Origin of the sequence: Pseudomonas sp. RtIB026, from assembly GCF_016861355.2 — a bacterium.
GTDB classification, from domain to species: Bacteria; Pseudomonadota; Gammaproteobacteria; order Pseudomonadales; family Pseudomonadaceae; genus Aquipseudomonas; species Aquipseudomonas peradeniyensis.
In genome coordinates, this window is record NZ_AP023348.2 from 23,176 (window position 1) to 44,474 (window position 21,299).

Annotated in this window: 17 protein-coding genes, 2 tRNA genes and 1 pseudogene; 5 read left to right on the top strand and 15 right to left on the bottom strand. The window is 62.8% G+C overall.

Annotated elements, in window-relative coordinates; genetic code table 11:
- Positions 1-210 precede the first annotated feature (210 nt).
- The 5 genes from PRtIB026_RS00110 (at position 211) to PRtIB026_RS00130 (ending at position 4,222) form a co-directional block, all read left to right on the top strand.
- Positions 211-297, top strand: a tRNA-Leu gene (locus tag PRtIB026_RS00110).
- 88 nt (positions 298-385) lie between these two features.
- A tRNA-Leu gene (locus PRtIB026_RS00115) sits at positions 386-472 on the top strand.
- A 282-nt stretch (positions 473-754) separates the two neighbouring features.
- Positions 755-1,768 (top strand): extracellular solute-binding protein, encoded by a 1,014-nt coding sequence (locus PRtIB026_RS00120; protein WP_203650167.1) that lies wholly within the window; start codon positions 755-757, stop codon positions 1,766-1,768.
- A complete protein-coding gene (locus PRtIB026_RS00125; protein WP_203650158.1) occupies positions 1,768-3,333 on the top strand; it encodes an ABC transporter permease in 1,566 nt (521 codons plus the stop codon). Before PRtIB026_RS00120 ends, PRtIB026_RS00125 begins: the two co-directional genes overlap by 1 nt.
- Before the next feature lie 190 nt (positions 3,334-3,523).
- Positions 3,524-4,222: a LexA family transcriptional regulator gene (locus PRtIB026_RS00130; RefSeq protein ID WP_203650156.1), complete on the top strand. Its 699-nt coding sequence runs from the start codon at positions 3,524-3,526 to the stop codon at positions 4,220-4,222.
- A gap of 396 nt (positions 4,223-4,618) precedes the next feature.
- Here PRtIB026_RS00130 and PRtIB026_RS00135 read toward each other — a convergent pair.
- From PRtIB026_RS00135 to PRtIB026_RS00205, 15 genes and pseudogenes are all read right to left on the bottom strand, one after another.
- Positions 4,619-5,236 (bottom strand): annotated as a pseudogene (locus PRtIB026_RS00135) (TetR/AcrR family transcriptional regulator); the annotation flags it as partial.
- 181 nt (positions 5,237-5,417) lie between these two features.
- Positions 5,418-6,110 (bottom strand): glutathione S-transferase family protein, encoded by a 693-nt coding sequence (locus PRtIB026_RS00140; protein WP_203650154.1) that lies wholly within the window; start codon positions 6,108-6,110, stop codon positions 5,418-5,420.
- Between the two features lie 33 nt (positions 6,111-6,143).
- Positions 6,144-8,435, bottom strand: coding sequence for an efflux RND transporter permease subunit (locus PRtIB026_RS00145; RefSeq protein WP_203650152.1), 2,292 nt, complete (start codon positions 8,433-8,435; stop codon positions 6,144-6,146).
- 51 nt (positions 8,436-8,486) lie between these two features.
- Positions 8,487-8,921: an MAPEG family protein gene (locus tag PRtIB026_RS00150; protein ID WP_028690310.1), complete on the bottom strand. Its 435-nt coding sequence runs from the start codon at positions 8,919-8,921 to the stop codon at positions 8,487-8,489.
- Between the two features lie 102 nt (positions 8,922-9,023).
- Complete coding sequence (locus tag PRtIB026_RS00155; protein ID WP_203650143.1) at positions 9,024-10,166, bottom strand: cupin-like domain-containing protein; 1,143 nt, start codon at positions 10,164-10,166, stop codon at positions 9,024-9,026.
- Between the two features lie 22 nt (positions 10,167-10,188).
- Positions 10,189-11,319: an N-acyl amino acid synthase FeeM domain-containing protein gene (locus tag PRtIB026_RS00160; RefSeq protein ID WP_267813320.1), complete on the bottom strand. Its 1,131-nt coding sequence runs from the start codon at positions 11,317-11,319 to the stop codon at positions 10,189-10,191.
- 113 nt (positions 11,320-11,432) lie between these two features.
- A complete protein-coding gene (locus tag PRtIB026_RS00165; RefSeq protein WP_203650137.1) occupies positions 11,433-12,716 on the bottom strand; it encodes a cation:proton antiporter in 1,284 nt (427 codons plus the stop codon).
- A gap of 6 nt (positions 12,717-12,722) precedes the next feature.
- Positions 12,723-13,679, bottom strand: a complete 957-nt coding sequence (locus PRtIB026_RS00170) for a bile acid:sodium symporter family protein (protein WP_203650135.1) — start codon at positions 13,677-13,679, stop codon at positions 12,723-12,725.
- The gene (locus PRtIB026_RS00175; protein ID WP_203650133.1) at positions 13,667-14,506 is read right to left on the bottom strand and encodes a dienelactone hydrolase family protein; all 840 of its coding nucleotides are present in this window, start codon (positions 14,504-14,506) and stop codon (positions 13,667-13,669) included. Before PRtIB026_RS00175 ends, PRtIB026_RS00170 begins: the two co-directional genes overlap by 13 nt.
- 115 nt (positions 14,507-14,621) lie before the next feature.
- On the bottom strand, positions 14,622-15,731 hold the full coding sequence (locus PRtIB026_RS00180; RefSeq protein WP_203650130.1) for a hypothetical protein: 1,110 nt from the start codon (positions 15,729-15,731) through the stop codon (positions 14,622-14,624).
- A gap of 53 nt (positions 15,732-15,784) precedes the next feature.
- Positions 15,785-16,561, bottom strand: a complete 777-nt coding sequence (locus PRtIB026_RS00185) for a hypothetical protein (RefSeq protein ID WP_203650128.1) — start codon at positions 16,559-16,561, stop codon at positions 15,785-15,787.
- A 158-nt stretch (positions 16,562-16,719) separates the two neighbouring features.
- Positions 16,720-17,991 (bottom strand): DUF1302 family protein, encoded by a 1,272-nt coding sequence (locus PRtIB026_RS00190; RefSeq protein ID WP_203650126.1) that lies wholly within the window; start codon positions 17,989-17,991, stop codon positions 16,720-16,722.
- A 56-nt stretch (positions 17,992-18,047) separates the two neighbouring features.
- On the bottom strand, positions 18,048-18,887 hold the full coding sequence (locus tag PRtIB026_RS00195; protein ID WP_203650124.1) for an outer membrane lipoprotein-sorting protein: 840 nt from the start codon (positions 18,885-18,887) through the stop codon (positions 18,048-18,050).
- Entirely contained in the window at positions 18,884-20,137 is a 1,254-nt protein-coding gene (locus PRtIB026_RS00200; RefSeq protein ID WP_203650122.1) for a beta-eliminating lyase-related protein, read from the bottom strand. The genes PRtIB026_RS00195 and PRtIB026_RS00200 overlap by 4 nt, the downstream gene beginning before the upstream one ends.
- Positions 20,134-20,940, bottom strand: coding sequence for a ThiF family adenylyltransferase (locus PRtIB026_RS00205; RefSeq protein WP_203650114.1), 807 nt, complete (start codon positions 20,938-20,940; stop codon positions 20,134-20,136). Before PRtIB026_RS00205 ends, PRtIB026_RS00200 begins: the two co-directional genes overlap by 4 nt.
- Positions 20,941-21,299 lie beyond the last annotated feature (359 nt).

The following is a 21,299-nucleotide window of genomic DNA, read 5'->3' on the forward strand; positions in this document are numbered from 1 at the left end:
AAATGTCAGCCTTGGACAGCCCCGGCAGTGCGTCCGTCGTGCAGCAATAGGCCTGCCGAATCAACAAGTTGAATTTTTTGAATTTTTTTTCGTTCGGGGGGTTTACAGGCATCTGGAGCGTCCGTATAGTGCGCACCACAACGACGGACAACCCCGAAGTTGTAGTAGAGATGAACGACGCTGTAAAGCATCTTGTAATCTCGAATGTGTGCCCAGGTGGCGGAATTGGTAGACGCGCTGGTTTCAGGTATCAGTGACTTAACGGTCGTGGAAGTTCGAGTCTTCTCCTGGGCACCAAAATTTTTCAAGTAACAGATGACCAAGGATCTGTTACTACTGTGTGAAAGCGAACGATAGTCGCCTTCATCAGATGATGCAAAGCTTTGCCCAGGTGGCGGAATTGGTAGACGCGCTGGTTTCAGGTATCAGTGACTTAACGGTCGTGGAAGTTCGAGTCTTCTCCTGGGCACCATACAAAAACCCACTAGCTTGCTAGTGGGTTTTTTCTTGCCTGCGATTTTTGCAGCCACCCGACGCGCCCCCTGTAGGAGCGGCCTTGTGCCGCGAAAGGGTCGCACAGCGACCCCGGCGATCTTGACGTGAACGCTGAAACCTAGGGCCGCTGCGCGACCCTTTCGCGGCACAAGGCCGCTCCTACACAGATCCCATGAATTTCCCGTCATGCGCCCATTTGAGAAACAATTTCGTTTACCATTGTTTCCAAATATGTAGCCGTAAGCGAGGAAATACCCGCATGACGATCCGCCCGCAACCGCTGATGCGCACCCTGGCCGCCGCAGTTCTGAGCCTGGTGATCGGCGCTCCGGCCGCCCTGGCAGACGAACCGGTCACGCTGACGATGTACAACGGCCAGCACAAGGAAATCGGTGACGCCATCGCCAAGGCCTACGAGGCCAAGACCGGCATCCACATCAATATCCGCAAGGGCAGCAGCAACCAGCTGGCCAGCCAGATCATCGAGGAGGGCGCACGCTCGCCGGCCGACATCATCTACACCGAGGAATCCCCGCCCCTGAACAACCTGGGCGAACTGGGCCTGCTGGCGAAGATCGACGACGTCACCGCGAACATGATGCCCAAGGAATATGTGGGCGCCAACGGCACCTGGATGGGCATCACCGCGCGCACCCGTATCGTGGTGTTCAACCCGAAGAAGATCGACGAGAAAGACCTGCCGACCACGGTCATGGACTTCGCCAATCCCGAATGGGAAGGGCGTGTCGGCTACGTCCCCACCAGCGGCGCCTTCCAGGAACAGGCCGTGGCCATCCTGAAGATGCATGGCCGCGAAGCCACCGAAGAATGGCTGACCGGCCTGAAAGCCTTCGGCAAGACCTACACCAACAACATGGTGGCCCTCAAGGCCGTGGAAAAAGGCGAAGTGGCCGCGGTACTGGTGAACAACTACTACTGGTATGCCCTCGAGCGCGAGCGCGGCAAGCTGGACTCCAAGCTTTACTACCTGGCCGATGGCGATGCTGGCAACCTGGTGACCATTTCCGGCGCCGCGGTGGTCAAGGCCAGCAAGCACCCCAAGGAGGCCCAGGCCCTGCTCAACTGGATGGCCAGTGAAGAAGGCCAGCGGGTGATCACCCAGACCACCGCCGAATACCCGCTGCACAAAGGCATGGTCTCGGACCGTGGCCTGAAGCCGTTCGATGAGCTGCGCCCGCCGAAGATCTCGCCGGCCGACCTTGGCAATGCCGAGGAAGCGATCGAGCTTGAACGTGAGGTTGGCCTGCTCTGATGACCGCCGCCCTGCCCTCGCCCGCCTTGTCGCGCTTCGTACCGAAGCGCAAGCGACCCTCCGTCTGGGTGGTGTTGCCCGTGTTGTTCCTGGTGACGATGAGCCTGTTGCCATTGCTTTATGTCGGGCTCAAGGCCTGGGAAGCCGGCTGGCACGAAGCCCTGCGCCTGCTCTGGCGCCCGTTTGTCTGGGGTCTGCTGCGCAACACCCTGATGCTGATGGTCGGCGTCACCGTGCTGTGTCTGCTGGTTGGCGTGGCCCTGGCCTGGCTGCTGGAGCGCAGCGACCTGCCGGGGCGGCGCCTGTGGGGCGTGGTGCTGTGCCTGCCGTTCGCCGTGCCGTCGTTTGTCAGCAGCTTCACCTGGGTGTCGCTGAGTTCGGACTTCGAGGGCTTGGGTGGAGCCATTCTGGTGATGGCGCTGTCGAAATACCCGTTGGTGTTCCTGCCGGTGGCCGCCACCCTGCGCAACCTCGACACCTCGCTGGAGGAATCGGCGCGCACGCTGGGCTGCGGCCGCTGGGGCGTTTTCCACAAGATCACCCTGCCGCTGCTGTGGCCATCGATGCTGGGCGGCGCGCTGCTGATCGCCCTGCACATGCTGGTGGAGTTCGGCGCCCTGTCGATCCTCGGCCTGCAGACCTTCACCACGGCGATCTACCAGCAGTTCGAGCTGGAATTCAGCAACGCCAACGCGGCCATGCTCTCGGCGGTGCTGTTGGTGCTGTGCCTGGCGATGCTGTGGCTGGAACTGCGGGTACGCGGCAAGGCCCGCCATGTGCGCATTGGCCAGGGTGTCGCTCGTCGCGCGCAGCCGCTGCGCCTGCGCGGCTGGATGCCACTGGGGCAATTGTTCTGCCTGGCCCTGGCAGTGCTGGGCAGCGGCATTCCGCTGGCGATGCTCGGCTACTGGCTCAGCGTCGGTTCGTCGGCGGCCTTCCCGGTCGCGGCCATCGGCAAGGCCCTGGCCACCTCGCTGTCGGTATCCCTGGGCGGCGCCGGTTTCTGCGTGCTGCTGGCGCTGCCGATCAGCTTCCTGGTGGTGCGCTACAAGGGGCGCCTGGCGATCTGGGCCGAGCGCCTGCCGTACCTGCTGCACGCCCTGCCCGGGCTGGTGATCGCCCTGACCCTGGTGTTCTTCGCCCTGCACTATGTGCCGGCGCTGTACCAGACCACCGCGCTGCTGATCCTGGCCTATGCCTTGCTGTTCCTGCCCTTGGCGCAGTCGCCGGTGCGCACCGCGCTGAACAAGGCCTCGCCGACGCTGGAAGAAGCCGCGCGCACCCTGGGTGCTAGCAGTTTCGCGGCGTTCTGCCGGGTCACCCTGCCGATCATCTTCCCGGCGATGGCGGCGGCGTTCGCCCTGGTATTCCTGGATGCGATGAAGGAGTTGACCGCGACCCTGCTGCTCAGCCCGACCGGCATGACCACACTGGCCACCGAGGTATGGGCGCACACTGCCAACGTCGAGTTTGCGGCGGCGGCACCTTATGCGGCATTGCTGATCGTCGTGTCGGGATTGCCGGTGTATCTGCTGACCACGCGGATGTATCTGAACAAAGCCTGAGACGTCATCGCGAGACAGGCCCGCACGTATTCGTGTACCGGACACGTGGCGGGCTTGCCCTGCGATAACGCGCAAAACGAAACTTCCTACCCGCTCCTACGCGCATACCTACAAACCAGCACATTTCCTACAAAATTCCTCTACATCGGGTTGATTTCCACACCGAACGAGGGCCTATAGACTCGACACCATGAAAACATCCGGTGACCGTCTCAAAGCCCTCCTGCTGGAGTGCCACCTGACCCCTTCCGACTTTGCCGCCCAGCGCAAGGTCTCGTCGCAGCACGTCAACAACTGGTTCAAGCGCGGCGTGCCCCAGGCCCGGCTCGATGAAATCGCCGACCTGTTCTGCGTACGCAGGCGCTGGCTGCGCAGTGGCGAGGGACCGAAGCATCCGACGCCTCTGGCTCCCGCGACACCAACGGCACCGGCCCTGGCGTTGCCGCCGCCGCTGCAGGCCCTGGACACGGACCTGATCCACCTGCCACTGCACCAGGTGCGCGATGGCAGCCTGCAGGCGCTACCAGGGCATTATCAGCCGATACCCCGGCGAGCCCTGGAGTGCCTGCAGGTCAACGCAGAAAAGGCCATCTGCCTCGGCATGCCAGGTAACAACATGGCCCCGCTGCTGCCCCAGGGCGCCCTGCTAGCCATCGAGCGCGGCTGCACCCGGGTGGTCGAAGGCGAATGCTACGCCCTGCTGCACAACGGTCGCCTGCGGGTGCAACACCTCACCCTTGGCCACAATGGCACGCTGTGCCTGCACAGCCATGACCGCCTCAACCACCCCAGTGAACGCTATACGGCCTATCAGCGCCGGGTGCAGAACGTGGAAATCCTCGGCTGGGTGTTCTGGTGGTCGAGCCTGCGCCCGGCACGCCCCGGCTGAAGCACCTCACTTTTTGCTGGGCATGTGCCACACACACGGGTATGCTACGCCGCACATCATGCCCCCTGATGGTGCAAGCCGCATTCCAGAGGGCCTGGCGACGTCTCACACAGCCGTCCGCCATCTTTTTCAGGCCATGTTGCCAACTGTTTAAGGCGGTTGCGGCTTATCAAAAATGAGCCAAGACCGTCCCCGAGAAGCCGGCCACAAGCCGGCTTTTTAATTCCTGTCGATTTCTCCAAGATGGCCTGCCCCGACGTCGCTCCTGCCGACGCCGGCTATCTGCTGCGGCAGGCTGCTCAACACCGGCCTGAACAGCATGCGCGATCGGTACCCGCCCCCCAGACTGCGTTCGACCATGCCTTCGGCACTCGGCACCGCGCCGCCATGCAAAGCCATGAACATCGACACGACCTCACGCACGTGCGCTTCGGCGTGCTCCCCCTGCAGCGGTGCACACAGGCCGATCAGTACGCGAAAATAGTCATCACCCTTGAGCAGGCAGAAGAAGCGTTTCGCCGACGTCTGCGCATCCTCGACGCGCAGACGACCTGCAAGCGAAGCACGCATCAGCAACTTGGTCATCTCCTTGAGCATGTGCTGTGCACCCGCCTCGTAGAACATGCAGGCCAGCTTCGGCTCCTGACGGGCCATCGCCACGATGATGCGTTGCAGCGCGACCGCCTCGCTGCTGCAGATCAGGTCCAGGTACTTGCCACCGATCTTGAGCAGAACCGACTCGATACTGGCATGCGGCGAAAACTCGAACAGCCGCTCTGGCAGCTGCTCGTCGCACTTGGCTGTGATGGCTGCCGAGAACAACGTCGCCTTGTCACTGTAGTGGTTGTACACAGTCAGCTTCGAGACCCCCGCCTCGGCGGCGATCGCATCCATGCTGCTCCCCTCGTAGCCTTTGCTCAGAAAGAGGCTCTTAGCCGCTTCAAGGACTGCCTTGCGCTTCGCTTGATCCTTGGGACGACCCGATCTACTCACCATCACCGGTTGTTTGGACATCTGATTTCCATACCATTCTTGTTTAATTTTTAGATGACTGGCCCCTCCAGCCCGCATTGCTGCGAGCCGGCCAGTCAAGTGTTGCAGGCTAAGACGGCCCGGTCGGCGACCAGGCAGCCGGCAAGGCTCAGGCTCCGTACGAAATGTATCTGCACTCGCCCATACTGCGTTCGTACAGACCCTAGGGCACGAACAATCGCTGCCCTTGCTGTGCATAGGTTTCGCTAGCCTCGGCCGTGCGGCCGGCACCGAAGACATCACTGATATCGAACGGCACCTTCACGCCACGTTGCGCTGCGGGGCGCTGCTCGATAACCGCCAGCCAGCGCCGCAGGTTCGGCAGGTCCTGCACATCGACACCCGACCACTCGTGGCCGCGGGCCCAGCACCAGTTGGCGATATCGGCGATGCTGTAGTCCCCGGCCAGGAACTCATGCTCGGCCAGACGCCTGTCGAGCACAGCCAACAGGCGCTTGCTTTCGGCCTGATAGCGAGCGATCACACTTGGAATGCGTTCTGGAAAGTAACGGTTGAAGACGTTGGCCTGGCCCATCATCGGGCCGACACCGCCCATCTGGAACATCAGCCACTGCATCACCGTCGAACGCGCCTTGGTCTCCTCGGGCAGAAGTGCGCCGTGCTTCTGGGCCAGATAGACCAGGATGGCGCCGGACTCGAAGACGCAAAAGTCCTCTGAATCACGATCGACGATCACTGGAATGCGGCTGTTGGGGTTCAACGCCCTGAAGGCTTCGCTTTCCTGCTCCCGCGCGGCAAGGTCCACCAGAATGGCCCGGTAGGGAGTGGCGAGCTCTTCCAGCATCACCGAGACCTTCCAACCGTTTGGCGTAGCATAGGTATACAAGTCAATCATCGGTTAATTCCTCGAACAGATCGTCTGACTGAATCAGCGTTCGGAAAGCGCAATGCCGGACACATCGGCGCTGGGTTCGGTGCGCCTGGCGAAATGGTGGATGAGGTAGGGTATGCCCACGGCGTTGCAGAACAGCGAGACGAAGATCGCCAAGGCGCAGAACACCCCGAACAGGCGGGTGAAATAGGATTCGCCCAGTCCGAGCACGAGGAACCCCGCACACAGCACCAGCGCGCCGGTCCACAGCGCCTCGCCAATGTCCTCGAAGATCATCACCACCAGTTGCTGGGCCGACAGGTGCGCCGGGGCGTGCCGCGCGTGGTAGAAGCAATGCAGGGTTGCGTCCACCACCAGGCCGAACATGATGCAGCCGATCATCGAGGTACCCACATTGATCGACAGGCCCAAGGCCCCCATCACACCGAACACCGCCACCAGCGGCATGATGTTGACGACCACTGCGACGGCGGCGATCTTCCACGAACGAATGAGCAGGTAAAACGCGACCAGCATGCAGGCGACCGCGAACAGGATGCTCCACAGCATGCCGTCGAGCAGCAACTTGACCATCGCCGATTGCATCACCGAGTACGATGTCAGGCTGTGCTCGAACACACTCGGCTGCCGGTCGAGGTAATCGTTCACCTGGTCAAGCACCTGCTGCAGCTGGGCGTGAGGCATTTGCTGCAGGCGCACGCGCACTCGGGTGGACTGGTTGTCGTAGTCGATGAAACGCGTCAGTTCGTGGTCCGGCCCCGCCAGCGAGTAGGTGAAGACGTATTGCTCGGCCGCCTCCCGACTGTCAGGCAATACCTGGAAGCGCGGGTCGCCTCCATTCATCTCGCGATGGATATCGCGCAGGAAGTCGACCACCGACAAGGTCTTGTCCACCCCAGGGATTCGCCCGAGGTAATCCTGCAGCGCGGCGATCTCGCGCAACGCAGCGGGTTCGAGTACCCCGCCCTTGTCCTGGGTCCGCAGGCTGACCTCAAGGTTGGACACGCCACCGAGCTCACGCTCGACGAAGTCCGTGGACACCTTCACCGGTGCTGACCGATCGATGAAGTTGAGGAACGAGGCTTCCACATGCAGGCGACCGATCGGCAGCAGCGCCAGGGCCACAACCGCGACCGTCAGCAACGGCAGCGTGCGCGGCGAACGATACAACGGCGCGAGGCGCTCCACCCACCTGGCATGGTGCTTGTGCTCGGACCGTCGCACGCGCCTGGCCGGCGCGCACTCAAGCAGGAACGGCATCACCAGGTAGGACAGCACATAGGCAAGGATTGCCGCCAGCGCGGCGATCACGCCGAACGAGCGGATGGGCGCCACCTCGCTGACCGCCAGGGTGAGAAAGCCGATGGCCGTGGTGAAGGAGGTGAGGAAACACGGCACGAAGTTCTGCCGCAGCGAGCGACGTGCGGCCTCGAGCACCGGCAGGCCGTCGTTGAGGCCCTGCCGGTGGGTATCCAGCAGGTGCAGGCAATCCAGCACGGCGACGCACATCATGATCGACGGCAGGCCGACCGTGACCGCGTTCATCGGCAACCCCAGGCGTCCCATGCTGCCCAGCAGCAGCGCCGTGCACAGGGTCACGACGGCCATCACCACCCAGACATCGCCCAGGTTGCGCAGGAACGCCAGCAGCAACACCAGCAGCACCAGCGAAGTCAGAGGAATGAAGACCTTGAGATCCTTCCACATGTCGCTGGTCACCTGTTGCTCGACCACCGGCTCGCCGGCGACGTGGTACAGGGTGAAGCCGCTGCCTTGCATGATCGGCGCCACGCTCGCCAGGATCCGCTCGAACTTGCCTTCGCCAGCCGCCGAGCGGACCTCGATGAGGATCGCCGCCACCTGCCCGTCCGGCGAGATCAGGTCACGCTGGTACAAGGGGCTGGCGCGCAGCTTGTCGAGCACCCGTTGGCGATCGTACTGCGTCGGCTGGGCCAGCGCCTCGGCCACCGGCAGGATATCCAGCGCCTGCTCCTGGCCATGAATGATGTTGACCGAGGCGATGCTGGTCGCCTTGGCCACGTCGGGCAACTGCTTGAAGCGCTCGGTGACCGCCTCGAGCCTGGCCATCGCCTGGTCGCTGAACAACGCCTGGGGTGGCAGGGCAATCACCACCATGCGGTCTTCACCGAAGCGCTGCTTGAACGCTTCGTACTGCTGGCGCTCGGTGTTGCCTTCAGGCAGGAAGGAGTCGATTGACGCGTCGAACCGCAGTCCCAGCGCACCGGGCGCGATTGCCAGCACGGCAATCAATACCCACAGCGCATTCAACCTGCGCCAGTTGATCAGAAATCGAATGATTGCATCCATGCCCATGGGTGTACCTCGCGCGATGGCGATCCTTTCATTGTCGTCGGTGCATCAACCGGCCCTGGCGGCCAGCTGAGCAATGATTAACCCGGCAATACCAAACAGGCAGACGACACCCACGGCATAGGCCAGGGTCCGCCATGGCTGCCAGCGCGCCAGGTAGGTCACGGTGTGCACGATGCGTGCAGCGGTGAACAGCGAGAACAGCCATACCGCAGGCCCTGCCGGTCCCTCGAGCAGCACGTAGATGCCACCGAGCACGAAGAACAATGGAATGTTCTCCAGGTCGTTCATCCACGCCTGGGAGGCGCGGGAGACCTGCGGCAATTCCTCGGCACTGGCGGGGCGGCCGACGAACCCGGCATCTTCGGCATTCTTGAAGGTCAGGCGGCCAATCCGGTATGCGCCCTGGTAGAGCGAGATCGCGAACATCTTGGCGAACAGCACCAGGACACACAGGGTGTAGCTGTACAGAACAACGCTCATATCTACTCCTTTAGATAACTTCCGGTGTTTTGGTCGATGCCCCGGCGGTTCAGGCCTCCGGGGCAACTCCAGTGTAACAGCCGGGCTCTTTTCAACCGGAGCTTAAAGCGATACGCGCCGCACGAATTCCTCGGTGTCGAACTCGAACGCAAGCTTTGCGCCGGTCGCCTTGTCCGAGCCCCAGCCTTCCTTGAGCACGGTCATCACGGTCTGGCGGAAGCGTGGCGAGGTCACCCACATCAGCGAGAACATCTTGTTGCCCATGATCATCTTGTTGATCGCCCGCGAGGCAATGGCCAGCGAAGGCACCGGGGTCTCGACGCAGTGCCACCACCAGTGTGGCGAGAACAGCACGTCACCCGCCTCCAGGGTGGTGGTGTACTTGGGAATGTAGCGATACAGCGGATAGCCGTCGGCCTCGATCTCGTCGTGGCTCTTGCGCCAGTCGAGCATGGTTGCGGCGTAGAACATGTCCTTGCGGGTAATCGGGTGCATCCACATCGAGTGCTTGGGATGCACGAAGGTCCACTTCTTGACGCCGCTGATCATGGTGAAAAGGTTCGGTCCCCCGGTGCAGTGCCAGCCCGAAATCACCCCGCCGGCAGACAGGAACATCTGCGTCGACATGATCCGCTTGTCGCGGGTGCTCAGGTAGCGCCCCAGGGTCGGCAGGTCGAGTTCCTGGCGCAGCTCGGGGTGCTTGTTGAACAGGTCCTCGGTGTGGCCCGGGTAGTAGGTACCTCCGCCAAGGATGTTCTCCACCACTTCGGCGATCGGCAGGTCGATGTACTGCAGCGCCTTCTCGTTCAGTTCGTTGCCCCGCACGCGGGTCGCCACCTTGACATCGCCGTAGTGCTCGGCAAGGTATTGCGGGGTCCATTTGCGCACTGACTCCCAGTCCTTGGCAGCGCCGCGGAACACCACCGGGGTGTTGGGTTCCAGGTAGATCTTGTGGAAGTTTTCCGGCGACAGGTCCTTGAGCTCGACCTCCGGCACCGGCAGCGTCGGAGCGTCGCCGTAGGCCCGGGACTGCTCCTGGATGCGCGCCTCGATGCGCCGGGTGCGCTCGATGCATGCCTGCGAGCCATAGGGGCCATGTTCCTTGCGCCCGACGAAATAGTAGCGGCGGAGGAAATCCGCCCAGTACTGGCTACGGGTCAGCCAGTCGATCTTCGGGTCGTGGGTCAGGTCGATGGTCGGGAAATCCACGTGGGCGAAACTGCCGGAATTCATCACTTTGTCCATTGCTATCACTCTCCCTGTTGTCTTATTGGGTTTCACTGTTGAAATGCGCTGCGACGTCCTGCGGCGCACCTTGCACCGCACCGCTGCCGAACAGCCGAGCCAGGGCCTGGACGGACCACTCGGTCAAGCCGATATCCTGGAGCTGCGCCATGGGGTTGCCGAACAGGAACTGGCGCACATGCGGGCGCAGTTCGAGCGACAGCAGGTCGATGCGAATCGCCACGGCCGGGGTGTTGTAGTTGCTGTAGTAGCGCACCTCGGAGATCGCGCTCACCCCCATGAAGCGGTACAAGGCCTGGTGCTTGGGCGGTACGGCGAACACCACGTCGGTACAGCCGCGGGTGAACTTGGCGTGTTGCAGGGCGATGCGGAACAGCGAGTACACGCACAACATGCGCTCGGGGTCATGGATGCTGTAGTTCATCGCCCCGAAGTGCTCGGTGCTCACCGCCAGCATGCCGAACTCGACCAGACGGCGACCTTGTTTGCGCAAGGGCGCCAGGCAATCCTCGAACACCGCGTCCATCGGCAAGGCAGCCACCGAGTCGGGAATCGAGGTCAGGGTCATCGCCACCTCCCCCTCCACCTTGCCGACGAAGGTCACGGTCTGCGGGTTGAGCAGGAAGCTGTTGGTGTACAGCCCATTCTGCGCGGGCGCTGCCAGGCCCTTGCGGAAGTAGGCGCCATAGACCAGGCGATAGGCGGCCTCGCGGTCGTCGATCGATTTGGCCTGCCCCAGCAACACCGGTGCGCTGGAGTGCAGTTCGCTGGCCGGGCAACGCGGTTGGTGATCCGGCTGTTCGCCAGCCTCGGCGATCGCCTGGTCAACCCTCAGGCGCTGGCACAGGTGCTTCACCTCGCGCGGCCATTGCCCGCCATTGCAGGTTTCGCAAGGCAGGCAATGCAAACGCGCGGCCGCGCCGATGGCCTCCACCTGCACGACCTGCGCCTCGAAGGCCAGGTCGCGCCGAGCGATGTCGTCGCGGCCCTGCAGTGTCAGCACCTGGCCCACGCGTACTGCCAGGGTCGTCTCCAGCACCAGTGCCAACTCGCTCAGCGAACATAGCCGCGCCGTGCCCCGGACATCGTCGACGCTCAGGATCCAGGTCCCCCCTGCCTCGTCAACACATCGTTTTTCTACGTCTGTACTCAACAAAGGTCTCATCAGCTTCACTTCCTATCGATTGAACGAGAACATCCCTATCGCTACCTTTCGAAGCCCAGATCCATGCGTGTCGTGCTCCTCCCTGCCAGTTGCGTCATTGCTCAAGGGTTTTCCAGCACTGGCCGCTCTCGACCTTCGCGCGTTGCCACGACCCGTGCGTTTGAGGCGGTGGGCGCAGGCTCGCGCGGCCGGATAAGCCGGACGATCGGCAAAGTGATGACCGTCGCCGCGAGCGCGACAACCATGAGAATCGCGTAGAGGTCGGCCGTGATGACGCCGATCTCCAGCCCGACCGTCAGCAGGATGATTTCCATCACCCCCTTGGTGTGCATCAGGGTCGCCACGACGAATGCGTCGGGACGGCAAAGCCCCGTGCAGCGCGCCACCAGGTACGAGACCCCGGCCTTGCCCAGCGCGCCGACCAGCAGGAACAAACCGCCCCATGCCAGCAGGCCCGACCAGCTACCTGCCTCGATGTTCACGTTCATCGCCGCCGTGCCGAAGAACAGGGGTGCGAAGAACAGGTTGACCAAGGCCTGCGGTCCCTTTTCCCAGAACTCGCGAAGGCCCTGGTGACGGCGGAAGGCGATCCCGGCGATGAAGGCGCCGATGGTCACGTGGGCGTTGGCCAGGTCGGTGATGACACAGAAGGTGAACAGCACGATCAGCGCCGCGACCAGTGGCCGTGACGGATCACTGCCGGCGGTCGCGGACGAAGGCGCGACCAGGCGGCGGCTGACCACGAACTCGGCCACCGCCACCAGCACGATCAGGGTGATGCCGGAATACAGAATGCTCGCCGAGCCCGTGCTCGATAGCAGCACCAGCACCAGGGACAGGGCGAACCAGGCGAGGATGTCGGTGATCACCGCTGCGTTCATCACCAGCGGCGCCAGCCGGTGGTGGAGAAAACGCGGATCGGCGAGGATGCCGGCCAGCACCGGGACAGCGGTGGCCGCCATCGCGACGCCAAAGAACAGCATGTAGGGCAGCCGATCGACATGGCCGGAGAACACGCCGTGGCTGGCATAGCCAAGCAGCACCCCAGCCAGTCCCGCGCCGATGAAACCGAACACCGCGATCGGCAACGCCCCACCAGCCTTGGCCTGCGATCCACCATGGCTCCCCGAGCCGGTTTCCAGCCCCAGGCCAAACATGATGAAGATCAGGCCGATCTTGCCCAGCGCCATCAGGCCGGTGACGTTGGCGAACAACGCGCCGGTCAGGCCGGGATCGATCGCGCCCAGTACCATCGGCCCGACGATCACGCCGGTCAACAGATACCCGATGACTGCGGGCTGACCCAACCAGAAACTGACGCGGCCCAGACAGTGGGAGACCCCGAGGATCACCAGCAATTGCATGAAGATGTTTGCCGAGTTCATGGTCGATCAATCCTTGCGCGCCGCGGCGCCTGAGTGCTGTCCGATGAGTCGTCCATCGCCGAAGGGTTCGACCGGCCGCTGCCCGGGGTTGGTCGGGTGCACGCGCCAGCGAGCAGCAACGGCGTGCAACGTGACCACCAGCAACGCGGCCAGGCAGACGAGGACGCTGTAGAGAATCGCCGGGATCGCCATGTCGACACTGCCCAGCAGGCTGGCGATGACCAGCGCCAGGGCACTGTTCTGGATGCCGATCTCGACAGTGATCGAACGGGTCTGGGCACTGCCGAGCCCCGCCATCCTGGCTGCCAGCCAGGCAAGGCCCATGGTGCTGCCGAACAGCGCCACCAGGCTGAAGCCCAGGCGCGCGGCATAGGCCTGCAGCAGCGGGAATTCCTTCACCACCACCACCAGGATCATCAGCATGAGGAACGCGAAGCCGAGTATCCGCAGCAGCGGTTCCAGACGTTTGCAAGCAGTCGGCCAGAGCCGCGCCAGCCCCATGCCCAAGGCCAAGGGCAACAAGGTGAGGAGGAACAGGCGCACGACGGTGTCGGCCATCGGCAGTTGCACGGTCTGGCCGAGAACGCCGTAGTGGGCCAGCGCCAGCGCCACCAGCAGCGGCACGCTGATGAAGGCGATGCAACTGGAAATCACGGTCAGCGAGATCGACAGCGCCACGTCGCCCTTGAGCAGGTAGGTGATGGTGTTTGAGGCCACCCCGCCCGGACACAGGCACAGCACGATCACCCCCAGGGCCAGGGTGCCGTCGAGCGCAAACACCCAGTTCACCCAGAGCCCCATCAATGGCAGCAGCAGCACCTGCCCCAAGGTGCCGATGGCGACCCCGGTCGGCGCCTGCAGCAGGTCGACGAAGTCTTTGCGGCGCAGGCCCAGCCCCATGCCGATCATCATCACGAACAACAGCACCGGGGCGATCAGCCTGGCCAGTTCTATGGTTTGCATGCGTGTTCTCCTGGCTGGCCCAGGCCCAACTGGGCCTGGAGAAATGCCACCACCGCCTCTTGGGCCAGGTAAGTGGGGTGGTCCTGTTCGTCGACATAACTCACGCCCAGCACCGAATGGGCCCAACGCCCGATGCCATGGGGGTTGTCCGCCGACGAGTCGATTTCGCAAGCGACGAAACGCTCGCCGAAAGCCTGCTTCAGGCTTTCGAAACGGGCGTCTGGGACCGCCGGGTCACCGGTGAAGCGCAGGCCGAGTACAGGAATGGCCTGTTCGGTCGAGCGCCGTACGACAGCGTCCAGCGTGTCCTGCTCGATACCCAGCGCACCGGCCTTGGCAGCGGACAGGGCGAAGGGCAGCGAGGGGTTTGCCAACACAGGGGCGATGACTGCAGGGTCCGCCATCATGGCCAAGCCAAAGCCACCGGTCAGGCACATGCCGATCACCCCCACTCCTGGGCCTGGACTGGCCGCGTGCGCCGCTCGGGCCAAGGCCCGCAGCCAGTCGGTAATCGGGCTGCTGCGCCGGCTGGCCAGGACCCGGAACTCCCGCGAGATGCAGACCTGGCCCATGCAACCGGCCACCGACAACGCCGAGACCCGCACCCCTGGCTTGCCGAACAACACCGGCATCCACACGCCAAGGCCCGCATCGGCAAGCCGCCGGGCCAGGCGCACCACGCCATCGTGCAGTCCGGGGACTTCGTGCATGAGCACCACCGCGGGCCCCTCGCCCAGGCGAAAGACCTGGCGAGTCACGCCCTCGTGGGAAAACTGGAAATCCGAGCAACCTGCGAAAAGGTCGCCAGCGAGCGCTAGATCGTTCATTCAACCATCCGTGGTAAGCCATCCGCGGCAGGTGCTCGGCCAACAGCCGGCCACCCGCTCGTGCATGCCGCCCGCGCCTTGCTGACCAAGGCGCGTGGCGGCGTCGGTCAAGCCTTCAGGCGCAGTCTCGTGCCTGGTCAGCAACGCGCCTCACCACCCTGGACGGGGGTGGCGCTTCGAGCGGCGCCATCTTCAGATCCTCCAGACGCAGGTCAAGCTCGCGCAGCGAGCGGTCGATGTGCCGCCCCATGAAGATCCGCCGACGGACCATGAAGTCCATGAGTGCGAAGATCAGCAGCCACTTGCGCCGCCCCGCCTTGCCTTCGCGAACCAGCTTGGCGAACTCGGGCTTGTACGGGTTGTAGCCAAGCAGCTTGAGATCCGAATACATCAGCAGCCAATTCAGGGTGAAGTTGCTCAACACCGGGTTGGCATGCACTTTGTTCTGCACCAGGCCCAGTTCGATGACTGTGTTGGTGACGCGCGCCTGGTCGTAGTCCCAGGCATGGAACGGCGCGAGGATGCGCGGCAGCTTGATGCCCTCGCCATGGCGTTGCGGGTTCCAGAACAGCGCCCGCTCGTGTTCCTTGAACACGCCGTTGGCAAACAGTTCATGGGGCGTCCAATCCTGGGCGATACGCTCCGCCGGCATCTCGTAGAGCATGCGCTCGGGCTCCGGCTGGCCGGGTGAATAGCCGGTGAAGATCAACGGGATGTCCTTCTCCACGGCAAAACGCAGCAGGTCCCCTTCGCGGATGTCCAGCCAGAAATAGCAAACCGTGTGCACTGCCCCCTTCGGGCCCTGGTTCATCAGCAGATGGCGGATGAAACGCCGGTAGACGCTCTGGACCGGACGGTGCACGTGATGGTCCACCCCGAGTGCCTTGACCGTCCGCCGGATGTTGTCCCAGGTCCTGGCCGGTATGTCGAAATCGCTGGTATACGCCAGCACCTTCAGGCCGTAGTCCACCACCAGCCGGTGCAGCAGGTAGCAACTGTCCTTGCCACCACTGAAGGAGACAATGCAGTCGTACTTCCTGCCACTGCCCTTGGCGGCGCGCAAAGTCGCCTCCAGGTCCTGCTGGAAGCGCATGCGCTGCGCGTCCTGGCGCAACCGCCCCCCCGCCTGCGAGATGCGGCACAGGTTGCAGGTGCCGTCCGAATCCAGCGCCACGCCTTCGACGTCGTCGGTCAGCAGGCAGCTGACACATACTTTCTTGAACATACCGACCAGCTCCTTTCTATCCTTGTCGTGCTCCGATAACGGTCCGTGTCAGGTCACGCGTTCACGGCGACCTGGGCGTGTGGCAGGCGGGCGTATGCTTGCCGGGCCAGTTGCAGGGCCTCCCCAAGGAAATCGCCATAGGCGGTCAGTGCCTGCTCGCCGATGGCGACCAGGTGCTGGGTGTATTCAGGCTTGGCTTCGAGCAACTCGGCGACCACGCGGAAGTTGGTATCGGTATGGCCAAAGTCGAATCTCACATGCTCGGCCAGGAAGGAAATACTTTGCTGGCCTTCTTCACACAGCGCTGCGGCACAGGCTTTCAACAGTGCTGGGCCGTATTGGGTGGTGATCAGTTCAATCTCCACATCAATGGCAAGTTCGGCCCACGGTGCATCTCCGGCCACCACGTCCTTGTGCAACTGGTGATAACGGCGCACCGAAGGCGTCAGATTGGAAACCAGCAAGTCGTCGGTATTGATCGGCATTCCCGGATACTTCGCATTCCACAGGTTCACCAACTTGTGGACATCCGCCGCCGCCCACTCGTGGTGACCGTCTTCTTCTTCGGTGTGCTCCTTGAAGAACTCGGCCAGCCTGTTCAGGCCCAGGGCCTCGCAGCGCACGCCGGCCGTGGCCAGGTACTCCGGAATAGGCGTAGTCAGTGCCGCGCTCATGGCGCTCCAGTAGATCATGAAGAGGTTCACCAACGGCGCGTCCATCGGCGCGTTGAACAACGCCTGGACATCGTCACGGGCGGCAAACTTCTCACGTGCCGCCGCGATACGAATCTGGTACTCGTTCATCATGATCGGATCATTGCCAACATTCATTTTTCACGCTCCTTTGTAGGATGAATAAAACCTTTAAAGTCCATGAAACAGGCGATCGCGGCCAAGGGACGGACAGTCATATCCTCCCGTTTCAAACGATCGCATTTACTGCAAATGGCCCGCATGAACATGCGCGCGCAACTACATTGCCCTGTCAATCAGAAGTAATAGTGAACCCCTGCGTACAATTGATCGTTATCCCTGAACTGGCCGAAGATACCTTCGTCATGCCCGGCAAAATGCATTCCGCCAGTGCGCAGTTCCCAGTCGTCGGTGACCCGCCAGCGCAATTGCAGGCGCCAGAAACGGTCGGTCATGTTCATGAACTCGCGCCCCTGGAACTCCAGCCACAGGTCCTCGCCCTTGAGCGGCACGTTCACCCGCCATGTCACGCTTGGCCGGTACTTGTCCGGCTGCATGTTGCCGTTGTGGTTACGGATGTAGTCGAGGGTGTACTGCAGGTTGATGTAGGTCCGCGAGGCGAAGGTGTAGTCCATGCCGGCCACTCCCCTGAGCGTGTCACGGCGCTCGACCAGACCCGGCACAGCCATGTCGTAGCTGACATAACCGGCATCGGTGACGTACGCCAGTTCGCCACGCACACCGATCCCGTCACGCCCCGACTCGAACGCCATCGACGTGGTGTGCTGGCGGGCGTGATAAGGCTGCACGGTACCGACTGCCCTGCCGCTGGCGTCGAAGCCCTGGATATCGGCGCGAAATGCCGCCATCTGCTCGAACTGGTAGGCATAGTTGAACGACAGGTCATAATTGTCGCGCCGCAGCACTCGCCGAGCGGCAAACACGCTGTCGCCCAGCGGACCACCTTCAACCTTGGTCGAGCGCTCGCTTAACCCCAGTCCGCGCACGTAGTTGTTCTCCACGAACAGGCTCCATTCCTCGCCTGGCTGGGCCAGCAGGTCCTGACGGAACTGCGGCTGCCAAAGCACCTCGAAGAAATCGCCGCCATCAAGAAAGTAGCGACCGCTCACCGCGGTCACCGGCCACTTGCGTTCGAAGCGGGTATGGATCAGGAAGCTGCGAAAATCCTGGGGTGTGAAGCTGTCGATCACACTGACCTCGTCCGCCACCCCCCACTGGATCACCTGCCGCCCGATGCGCCAGCTGGTCGTCTCGCCTTCCCATTCGACGTACCCTTCCCACAACCTGGCAGTGCTTTCGTTTTCGTCGGCTGCCGAACGCATGCGCTTGTGCTCCAGCTCCAGGTCCGCCGAAACCAGCGTGCGCAGGCCGTCGGCCTGGTGATCCAGCTCGACCCGGCCGCGACCTCGCAGGCCATTGTCCAGGCTCGACTTCAAGGCGCTCGAGCCCACCTCGCCACCGCTGCCCAGGCCAACCGCCGAGCGCAGGTCGAGAAACCCCGTCACCGTGTTCTGGCCACCCAGGGCCGCCAGCGCCTGGGCGCTCACGCAAGGCGCGCCAGCCAGCGACAAGACGGCTGCAAGTGTTCGGACAATCCCGACCATCACTCCACCATCCTGCTGGTTTCGTCACTGACCAGGCGTTGCACGTCCGCAGGTTCGGCAAAGTGCTCGATGCCCTTCTCCATCTGCCGCACCGTCACCAGCGACGCAGGCAGCCCGGTATCGACGCGAACCCAACGTCGCTCCATCAGCGTCTGATGCCCGTTGCGCAGATCATTCACCTGCACGAAACGCTCGTACAGGGCAGAGCCGTATGCCTGCACTTCGGTGCGCCGAACCTGCTTGATCAACTGGCCGGCAGCATCGAAAAAGTCGATCCGACTGGGGAAGTAACTGCCGTCGGCGCGGATGTAGTAGCGGCGCTTGGCATACGCCGAGTTCGACGACGGCTTGGCCTGGCAATCCACCACATGCACTGCGAAACCTTCCTCGCTGGCCTGCTCCACATAGCTGAATGTCCAGTCCTCGAGGTTGATCTTCTGCAGATCCTCGTAGATCAAGTCGGACCCGACCCAGGTCTGGTGCTTGGAAGATACCCGCCGAACCCGGCTGGCGGCCGGCAGGTACAGGTATTGCAGGTCCTCGGCGCCACGCACCTCCTCGTTGAAGGTGGCGATGTTGCGAATGCTGCGGGGATAGAAGAACTTCTGCAGGTCGAGGTCACCCTGCTCGCCTGCCAGGTGATACCAAAGCAACCCGCGCTGCCGCTTGGTTCCAGCCTTGTCGGTCAGGGTGACCAACAACATCGAGACCGAATCCTTGCCGGTTGGGCGGTCCTCGGAACGCTCGATGATATCCCTTGGCACCAGGTTGCCCGCCGGCATGCCAGCGAAGGCCAGCAGCGGACAGAGCACGCCGATGATCATCAGCAAACGCTTCATGGCTGCACGCTCCCGGCCTGGCGATAAGTGGCGAGCATGCCGCCGGCGAGGCCTGCAGGGCGGTGGACCTCCTCCAGGGCGAGGTGCTGGTCGGTTTCGCGCAGCGCCTCGCCGATGCAGATCGCAGCCGTGTCCAGGACACGCTCGTCCTTGCCTGGAACGCCAAGAGCGAAACGCACCAGGGCATCGCCAGGGCCGGCCGAGCCCCCTGGATTGAGCGCGCCACGCACACCGTAGCCCACATACAGATGATTGAGGAAGGCGCGAGCATGCATGGCCGTGAACTGCGCGCCAGCCATGAGGAACACGCCATGGACACCCACCTGTGACTCGTCGCCCAACTGCAACAGGCCGTGGAAACGGCGTACCTGGTCAATGCGCGAACGAACTTGCTTCACCAACCCATGCGGCTCGCGCATTGCCGCCAGCAAACGACGCTTGCCCAGCAGGTCAAGGCCCGTGCCGAAGATCAGCGCCTGGTCGCGACAACGCTCGAACAGGGTGCGATCACGTAGCGCGAGGAAACCACCGATGGTCGTCGGCATCTCCTTCGTCGCGCTCAGCAACACACCGTCTGCCAGTGCGCACAGGGCCTGAACGATGCTCAGTTCGTCATGGTCACGCCAGTCGCAGGCGTACTCGCGGATCAGACAGGCATTGCTGAGGATCCGCGTCGCGTCGAGTAGCAGCGGGATGCCGTAACGATCAGCCACTGCCTTCACTGCACGCAGGTTGTCCAGCGAAACGGGTACGCCGCCAATGGCATTGGTGCAGGCTTCGACCAGCAGGAAAGGTATGCGCTGGCGGCCCACACGCTTGATCGCCTGCTCCAGGGCCACGCAGTCCAGGTCAGCGCGAAATTGGCCACCGGCATCTGCCGTCGACACCGTGCAGTATGTGGCGCCCCTGAGCTGCAGGTGCGCCTGCAGCGTGGGAAATGGCGCGCTGCCAAGCACGCAGTCGCCCGCCGTGACCAGGGCGTTGACCAGCAACGCCTCCGCCAGCCGCCCCTGGGCCAACGCCAGCACCTGGGGCAGGCCGAACAAGGCCTGGAACGCCGCAGCCAGTCGCTCGTCCAGCTCACCGTCGCCGTCCTGGCGCAATAGAGGAACGCTCGGGTAGTCGCGGTGCATCAGGCTGTCGGTCTGGTAGTCGTCCAGGACCAGCCGCGACGGTATCAGGTCGAGGTTGAACCCATGTTGAGCCAGGACCCGCGCGCGGGCCTCGACGGTGTCGGCCAGCAACGTCATGCCAAGGCTCCCTCGGACACGTCGATGATCCTGTGGTTCATGCGATTGAGGTCGAAGAACATCACCTTTGGCAGCACGATCGGTTCACGGAAACCCGGCACCAGGTCATGCAGCAGGTGGTTCACACACTCAGTGGCCAACAGCGATGTCGCGATCAGAGGCCCCACAGCTACCGTTGGCACCTTGCCAACCTCGAGGCTGCGGACGATCGCCTGCATGTGCTGGGGCACGAAGATTTCGTCGAAGATCCGCGGCAGGGAGCCCTGCTCCTTGGCCACCTTGAGCGTCTGCGTCCAGTACTCCATTCCCAACCCTTGCGGTGAGGAGCACAAGGCAAAGCAGCCGAAGCCCATGATCGGCCCGACAACGCTGAACACCCCACGCTCGCGTGCCTTGCGGTGGATGGACTCACGCAGCGAGTGGGGTACGTTGGCATCCAGGCAGTCGACCAGGATGTCAGCGCCCGACAAAAACTCGTCCTGGTTGTGGTCGGTGATACCTTCGACAAAGATCTCGACCTTGGCCCGGGGATTGAGGTCGAGAATCAGCTCGCGATACACCAGGGCCTTGTTTCGGCCCAGCGAAGCACCCGTCGCGGCCCATTGGCGGTTCATGTCGGGCGGATCGAAAGCGCCCGGATCAGCCAGCTTGAATGACTGTACGCCCATCCGGCACAGGGTGAGTGCCATGGCGCCACCCACGCCGCCACAACCGGCGATCACCACCCGGCTGGACGCAAGCTTGTCGATGCCCGCCTCGGTCAACAGAGGTAGCGAGCGGTTCAGCATATCGTCGTTGCTCATCCTGAAACTCCTTTTCTCACGTGTGTGGATCCTTGCCTTGGCAATGCTGCCAAAGGCCGCCATGCCTCCTGCGAGACGCAGGAAGGACACGTTGCCAATACTTCCTTCGGCAAAATGTCACAAACAATTTCAAGCCGGCCCTATCGCACCGGCCAACTAATTAAACCGACGAGTAAATAAACAACGGCAAATCGCAGGCACAACGAGACACCACGCAGTAGTTGCGCAACACCGCCAATTAATAAAACCCTCAGTACACTATTGGCACTTTTAAACTGCAAAGTTTAATTTGTCAGTCGCTGGCGCGAACAAACTAAACTCGTAAGTTTAATTGCCAGGCAACCGAGCGCAGCAAGCCA